Source organism: Peribacillus sp. P4_C12, from assembly GCF_056402095.1.
In genome coordinates this window covers 1-6774 of sequence record NZ_JBFUIB010000185.1, presented here as the reverse complement: position 1 = coordinate 6774, position 6774 = coordinate 1, and the positions used below count along the sequence as shown (strand labels likewise).

Here is a 6774-nt window from a genome sequence, read left to right as displayed (position 1 = left end):
GAAACAAGTTCTATCCAGCTTGAGATGTTATCCAAAGAATTCGAAGGCCGGCTAGATATGGAAAAGTTCAAAAAGCGTTTTACAAAATGGCTAGATCGTAAAAGTGACTCAACAGAAGAACAAACTTCAAAAAAACTGATCCAGCTTGCTCTCGAAAGTGTAGACATAGATGCTCCAGATTGGACGTTTGTTGCTGCGGCAGAACTTTTGAATACGATGTACAGGGATGCACAAGCGAATCGCGGTTATGAGAGCGTGAGCTACGGACCGTTCTATGAATTAATCGCAGGACTCTCTCAACAGCAAGAAGGGGAACGCTACCCGATTTATAAACCCGAACTACTCGACTCTTACTCCAAAGAAGAAATTGAAGAATTAGGCTTAGTGATCGATCCGGAAAAAGATAAACTATTTTCTTATATCGGCATCTACTTATTAAACGACCGCTACCTAGCCCGTCCGAAAAAAGACAAGGTCTACGAACTGCCTCAGGAGCGCTTCATGATCATCGCTATGGAAATTATGAGAATGGAAAAAACAGAACACCGCCTGCAACTTGTCAAAGAGGCATACTGGGCGATGTCCAATCTGTATATGACCGTCGCGACACCTACCCTATCAAACGCAGGAAAAACTCACGGTCAGTTAAGTTCATGCTTTATTGACGCGATTGAAGATTCTATTGATGGCATTTATCTATCCAACTACGATGCCGCCAAAGTATCTAAATTCGGCGGTGGTGTAGGACTTTATGTCGGTAAAATCCGCTCGCTTGGTTCTGATATCCGCGGTTTTTCTGGAAACAGTTCAGGCACGACCCCTTGGATCCGTTTGTTTAACCAGACTGCTGTCAGCGTCGATCAATTGGGCCAGCGTAAAGGAGCAATCGCGATTTATTTGGATGCCTGGCATAAAGATATCATGAGTTTCCTTGACTTAAAGACACAAAACGGTGATGACCGGTTGAAAGCTCATGATATTTTTACAGGTGTATGTATTCCTGATCTGTTCATGGAAGCCGTACGCGATCGGAAAGAATGGTATCTTTTCGACCCACATACCGTAAAGCAAACCCTTGGATTCTCACTCGAAGATTTTTATGACGAGAAAAAAGGCGAAGGAAGCTTCAGAAATCATTACGCTCACGCTGTGGAGGCTGCGGAAAATGGCACACTTCCTAGCTATAGCTTTGAAAAAATCAACGCGATGGACATTATGAAAAGCATTATGATTTCTCAGCTAGAAGAAGGCGTACCGTATATGTTCTACCGTGATGAAGTGAACCGTAAGAATCCTAATAAACATAAAGGAATGATTTATTGTTCCAACCTTTGCACAGAGATTGCTCAAAACTTAAGCCCTTCAACGATCACGGATGAATACGAAACTGAAGATGGCGATGTAGTTGTAGTTCGTAAAAGCGGCGATTTCGTCGTATGTAACCTTTCTTCCATTAACCTGCCTCGCGCGGTAAGTAGTGATGTATTAGAAAGATTGATTCCGATTCAGATCCGCATGCTCGATAACGTCATTGATGTGAACAATCTTCCGGTCAAGCAAGCATCCATCTCAAACAAGCGTTACCGGGCAATTGGCTTAGGAACATTTGGATGGCATCATTTACTTGCCACCCAGAATATATATTGGGAATCAGATGAGGCCGTTCAATATGCTGATACTTTATACGAAAAAATTGCTTACTTAACAATCAAAGCGTCTAATGAATTGGCTAAGGAAAAAGGAACGTACCCATATTTTGAAGGATCTGATTGGCATACAGGCCAATATTTCGAACTTCGTGACTATACCGATGAAAAATGGATGGATCTAAAAGAAAATGTGCAGCTACACGGTACCCGAAATGGATATTTAATGGCCATTGCACCTAATTCATCAACGGCTAAAATCGGTAACTCCACTGATGGAATCGATCCCTTATATGAAATTGAATTTTATGAAGAAAAGAAAAACTTCAAATTCAAAGTGACAGCACCCGGATTGACGCCTAATACGTATGAATATTATAAAAAAACACGATTTAACTTGGACCAACAGGAAAGCATCAGACAAAATGCAGCCCGTCAGCGTCATATTGACCAAGCTATCAGCTTTAACCTGTATGTCCACAACACAATCAAGGCTAAAGTTCTATTGGATATCCATTTAACAGCATGGGAAAGCGGATTGAAATCAACCTATTATGTTCGTTCCACTTCATCTGAATATGATAATGCCTGCGAAAGTTGCTCAAGTTAACGATCAAATCAGTAATCTATTTTTAAAGGAGTTTTACGAATGACCAATCATATCAAAAAAATTCGGATGCTCGAACCTACGCATCCAACTAAAGCAACGGGCGTATTCAAAGGGGAAGCTTCAGGCTTTCTCCTTTGGAACGATATTCAGTACGAAAAATTCTATGATACGTATACACAACTCATCAATAACTTTTGGAAGCCTTCGAGCGTGAACATGATTCAGGATAAAAAGCAGTGGGGCGAATTAGATGAAGATATCCAGGATGCTTTCCTTGATATCCTTACGATGATTGCAGGAATGGACAGCCTTCAAACGCCGACTTTAGTGGAAATCCTTCGTTACATCAAAGACCCGGCAGCAAAAGCGATCCTGGCCAACATGGCCCAGCAGGAATCTATTCATAATGAATCTTATTCCTATATCCTTGCTTCCTTGATTCCGGTAGGCAAGCAAAAACAACTTTTCGACCGCATTAAAGAACACCCGGAAGTGATAAAGCGGAATCAACCGATTGTGGATGCCTATCAAACGTTTGTGGACGATCCTAGTCCTCAACACTTATTTGAAGCACTCATCCATTCCACGAACCTCGAAGGTATTTATTTCTACCTGGCATTCGCCTTCTATTACAACTTAGGGCGTCAAAACCTAATGACTGGTTCGGCTACAATGATTTCCTATATACATCGCGATGAAATGGTTCACTTCGATTTCATCGGAATGCTCGTACAAATCTTGATGTATGAATACCCGGAGTTAAATAATGAAGAAAACACGAAGTTCATCTATACAACGATTGAAAGAGCAGTTGAACTTGAAAAAGAATGGTCTGAGTATATGCTTGAGGATATCCAAACCAAAGCAGATCTCGACTTGGAAGAATTCAACGAGTACATCGAATACATCGCCAACAAACGACTGCGTATGCTAGGACTTGAAAACTTGTATCAAGAGTATAGTGAGAACCCGATGCCATGGATTAAAACATTCGACGACGAATCTATTGGCCTCACCAAAACTGATTTCTTTGAACAAAAATCAAGAACATACAGTCAAGTAAATGCTAGCAATGGGTTCGATGAGCTATAAAATTGCAATTGTCTATCATTCGGCCGGCGGCAATACAAAAGCACTAGCTGAAGCCCTTGCTTCCCTTTTGCCAGAAGCAGAACTTTTTCGAACTAGCGAATTTGATACCGGTATATTGCCAGAATACGATGCATTGATCATCGGTACCTATACATGGGGTAATGGAGAGCTTCCTGCCAAAACAGCTGCCTTTTATGCGGAACTAGAGCAATTACCGATTTCTCATCTAAAGACAGGCGTCTTCGGGACAGGAGAAACCAATTACAGTCATTTTTGCGGAGCTGTCGATCATTTTCGGGACATGCTATTTGCAAAGAGCCAGTTATTGGTGACTTTAAAAATCGAACAAATGTATCAAGAGTCAGACTTGCCAAGACTTCAAAAGTTCGCCTCTTTATTTAAGAACTGAATGAAAGGGCTATGCGATTATACATATCCCTTTCACTCGTTAATTAGTAAAAAGTAGAATCCTGATTATGAAAATCATTTAATCCCTGCATCATACTAAGGATAATAATGGTATATAATGAAGAAAAAAGGAGAAATACTATGGCTGATACTATCGTTCAGTTACTCCCCATACTTTTTATGCTATTGTTTGCAGTAATCTTAATATTTTTAGTAATTAACCTGTCCCAGCATTTTAATCGTTCTAAACGGATCGAAGAAAAATTGGATAAATTACTTAAGGAAATAGCCAACAGAAAAGGGGATTAAAAATTTTTTCTTTTCAGAGGAAAAATAAAAAGACTCCAGAATCGGAGTCTTTTTTTATAAGCGTTCAATTATTTTTGAACGTTAGCTGCTTGTGGTCCACGAGCGCCTTGCTCGATTTCGAAAGAAACTTCTTGGCCTTCTTCAAGAGTTTTGAAGCCTTCGCCTTGGATAGCTGAGAAATGTACGAATACATCGTCTTGGCCTTCAACTTCGATGAAACCGAAACCTTTTTCTGCGTTAAACCATTTTACTTTACCTTGTACCATGATAGTTCCTCCTGTGTTTGGAAAAATCCATTTTATTACTATTTTTGATTCTGGATAATGTTTCAAGAGGAATCCTATAACGGTAAATCCATCTATCAAACTTATTCCGAACAAAAATAATTACTTATATTATATCATGGAAAATCAAAAAAAAACAAGATTATCGCTGTAATTCCAACGACAAATTATCCTAAAATTCTACATTTTTCTCTTCTTACTTTGGCGGAAACCTTCGTCCAGTAAATAGCGCTCTGCCTCAATCGGGCTCTCGAAACACTCCTCCAAATTCGATCCAGAGTATACGTTCCAGAGTTGATCTTCTCTTACAAGCGAAAGCTCCTGCTTTTCAAGTCCAATCCATGTTCCTTCCAACCTAGCGAACTCGTTTACTTCTTCTTCTTCGATTTCAATCGGAGGTTCGGATAGATAAGCTATGCTTTTTTGAATCAAATCTTTTAATTCCTCTTCAGTATAGTCACGTATATTGATAAATCCTTTACGGTCAGTTTCTTTCTTTCTCATATGCCCTGCGTATACGAATCCATTTCCATTTGGATGCAGGTGCTGAACGACGATCTTTTTCTCTTGGACACTTTCTAGATAGTGGAAATTCACACGGCCCAGTGAAACATCTTTCCTCTGTAATTCAGGAAAAGTTTCAATAATGCTCAATTTTTCTTCAAATGTTAACAAATTTCTTCCTCATTTCATTAGTTCATATTGTTTGTCGATTATAACATAGACTGATTAGAAACAATAATCTTCCTCGTCATCATCTATTATAATGTAACTAAAGGATGTGATTATTTGATAAAAAAAATTCAAGTCCTAGACTCTAATTATGGACAACAGCTTTTCATGCTTCAGAAAAAAGCCTATCAGATAGAAGCAGATATTATTGAATTTACCGATATTCCCCCATTATTAGAAACATATGACCAATTTATAAATTGTAATGAAACGTTTATCGGCTTTTTCAAGGCCGATACATTAGCTGGAGCAATATCCTACACAAAAGAAATTATGCATATGAAGATATGCCGAATTGTCGTCCATCCAGATTATTTTCGACAAGGAATAGCAGAAACACTGCTGAATCATCTTCAATTTACTTGTAAATGGGAAAAACTATCCGTTTCGACCGGTAAAATGAATCTGCCTGCAAGAAAACTGTACGAAAAAAACGGCTTCACGCATACAAAAGATGTAGAAGCCGCACCTCATTTTTTTATTAGCCTACATGAAAAAAATCATTCATTTAATGTACGTCACGACAAAGAGCATGATGAATGAAATAGCAATGATTACACCGACCCATAGCCAGGCTAATGTCATATTCCCGGAGTCCATGGCGATATAAATAGCGGTAGGAATTGTCTGTGTCTGTCCGGGAATATTTCCGGCAAACATGAGCGTCGCCCCGAATTCACCCAAAGCCCGTGCAGAACTCAATATGGCACCTGTGACGATTGATTTAACCGCCAATGGAAGGGATACTAACAGAAACAACCTCCACTCGCCTGCCCCATCAACTCTTGCTGCATTCTCGATTTCTTCATCTATACCTTCAAAACCTGTTTTAGCGGATTGGTACATAAGTGGAAAAGCGACAACGGTAGATGCAATAACCGCTGCCCACCATGTGAACATTAAGGGCTGATTAAAAACCCTTTCAATGAATTCACCCAGCCTTCCGTTTTTCCCAAAAATCACAATCAATAAAAAACCGACTACAGAAGGAGGCAAAACAAGTGGTAATAAAAATGCGGTTTCCAATAGGATTTTTCCTCTGAATTGCTTTTTAGCCATTATTCGTGCAAGGAAAATCCCTAAAATAAAAACAAGGATACCTGCGAGTCCCGCTACCTGGATCGATAGTCTGACTGGTGACCAAAAATCTGCTGTCATGATACTATCCACACATCCTTAGAAAAAACGAGCGTATCTTGGACTTTGTTCGTTACTTGCATTGAATCGAACGTTTCCATCACATATTGCCCGACTTTAACAATTTTTGGTGTGCTGCTCGCTGCTTTCGACTTATTATCTTCATCCTTATGTAATGCCATTATGGTTTTATTGCCTATAAAATCAATGCAGTCGTATATGATCCAATCATTCATTATGCAATTACATGGAGATTCATCCGTTGAAATAAACAAATTAACCGGTGTAACATTGAAAATTTGCTGCTGTTGCCGCACTAAAGAATCAAAATTATATGGCAGCGTACTATCATTGTTTACTTTATTAAAGGCAGATTGCATTTCATTTTCTCCCTTTCTTTTCAAAATAACTTTTAAGTTTATTTTTCTTGACATATTGCTGACACAAAGAAACGTTAAAGTAAGAGTATCACAAAAACAAAAATAATTTCATTCCATATACTTTTAACACTTTGAAGGAGTCGATTTTAAATGGTAACAATTTATACTACTCCAAG

9 protein-coding genes are annotated in these 6774 nt (G+C 38.9%); 5 read left to right on the top strand and 4 right to left on the bottom strand.

The genetic code is table 11. The features are described from left to right. Positions 1–24: 24 nt before the first annotated feature. From AC1DUW_RS18065 to AC1DUW_RS18050, 4 genes are all read left to right on the top strand, one after another. Positions 25–2256 (top strand): ribonucleoside-diphosphate reductase subunit alpha, encoded by a 2232-nt coding sequence (locus AC1DUW_RS18065; protein ID WP_477643122.1) that lies wholly within the window; start codon positions 25–27, stop codon positions 2254–2256. 39 nt (positions 2257–2295) lie between these two features. Beyond that, positions 2296–3348 (top strand): ribonucleotide-diphosphate reductase subunit beta, encoded by a 1053-nt coding sequence (locus AC1DUW_RS18060; RefSeq protein WP_056531167.1) that lies wholly within the window; start codon positions 2296–2298, stop codon positions 3346–3348. Further along, positions 3338–3757, top strand: a complete 420-nt coding sequence (locus tag AC1DUW_RS18055) for a flavodoxin domain-containing protein (protein WP_098175860.1) — start codon at positions 3338–3340, stop codon at positions 3755–3757. The genes AC1DUW_RS18060 and AC1DUW_RS18055 overlap by 11 nt, the downstream gene beginning before the upstream one ends. 140 nt (positions 3758–3897) lie before the next feature. Further along, a complete protein-coding gene (locus AC1DUW_RS18050; protein ID WP_157444591.1) occupies positions 3898–4065 on the top strand; it encodes a hypothetical protein in 168 nt (55 codons plus the stop codon). Between the two features lie 68 nt (positions 4066–4133). On the opposite strand, the gene AC1DUW_RS18045 is transcribed toward AC1DUW_RS18050, so the two are convergent. After that, entirely contained in the window at positions 4134–4331 is a 198-nt protein-coding gene (locus tag AC1DUW_RS18045) for a cold-shock protein (RefSeq protein WP_028393295.1), read from the bottom strand. A 198-nt stretch (positions 4332–4529) separates the two neighbouring features. After that, positions 4530–5024, bottom strand: a complete 495-nt coding sequence (locus AC1DUW_RS18040) for a hypothetical protein (RefSeq protein ID WP_201182198.1) — start codon at positions 5022–5024, stop codon at positions 4530–4532. 114 nt (positions 5025–5138) lie between these two features. Between AC1DUW_RS18040 and AC1DUW_RS18035 the strand changes: the two genes are divergently transcribed. Continuing rightward, complete coding sequence (locus AC1DUW_RS18035; RefSeq protein ID WP_477643121.1) at positions 5139–5624, top strand: GNAT family N-acetyltransferase; 486 nt, start codon at positions 5139–5141, stop codon at positions 5622–5624. Here the strand turns inward: AC1DUW_RS18035 and modB are convergent. Together modB and AC1DUW_RS18025 are read right to left on the bottom strand one after the other, a co-directional pair. After that, positions 5586–6239: a molybdate ABC transporter permease subunit gene (modB, locus tag AC1DUW_RS18030; protein WP_053344788.1), complete on the bottom strand. Its 654-nt coding sequence runs from the start codon at positions 6237–6239 to the stop codon at positions 5586–5588. The genes AC1DUW_RS18035 and modB overlap by 39 nt on opposite strands. Next, entirely contained in the window at positions 6236–6598 is a 363-nt protein-coding gene (locus tag AC1DUW_RS18025; protein ID WP_477643120.1) for a type 2 periplasmic-binding domain-containing protein, read from the bottom strand. The genes modB and AC1DUW_RS18025 overlap by 4 nt, the downstream gene beginning before the upstream one ends. Positions 6599–6774 lie beyond the last annotated feature (176 nt).

Bases quoted from the DNA above. Each gene is read 5' to 3' on its own strand.
- modB (WP_053344788.1), bottom strand. From the start codon at position 6,239: ATGACAGCAGATTTTTGGTCACCAGTCAGACTATCGATCCAGGTAGCG.
- AC1DUW_RS18045 (WP_028393295.1), bottom strand. From the start codon at position 4,331: ATGGTACAAGGTAAAGTAAAATGGTTTAACGCAGAAAAAGGTTTCGGT.
- AC1DUW_RS18060 (WP_056531167.1), top strand. From the start codon at position 2,296: ATGACCAATCATATCAAAAAAATTCGGATGCTCGAACCTACGCATCCA.
- AC1DUW_RS18025 (WP_477643120.1), bottom strand. From the start codon at position 6,598: ATGCAATCTGCCTTTAATAAAGTAAACAATGATAGTACGCTGCCATAT.
- AC1DUW_RS18050 (WP_157444591.1), top strand. From the start codon at position 3,898: ATGGCTGATACTATCGTTCAGTTACTCCCCATACTTTTTATGCTATTG.
- AC1DUW_RS18055 (WP_098175860.1), top strand. From the start codon at position 3,338: ATGAGCTATAAAATTGCAATTGTCTATCATTCGGCCGGCGGCAATACA.
- AC1DUW_RS18065 (WP_477643122.1), top strand. From the start codon at position 25: ATGTTATCCAAAGAATTCGAAGGCCGGCTAGATATGGAAAAGTTCAAA.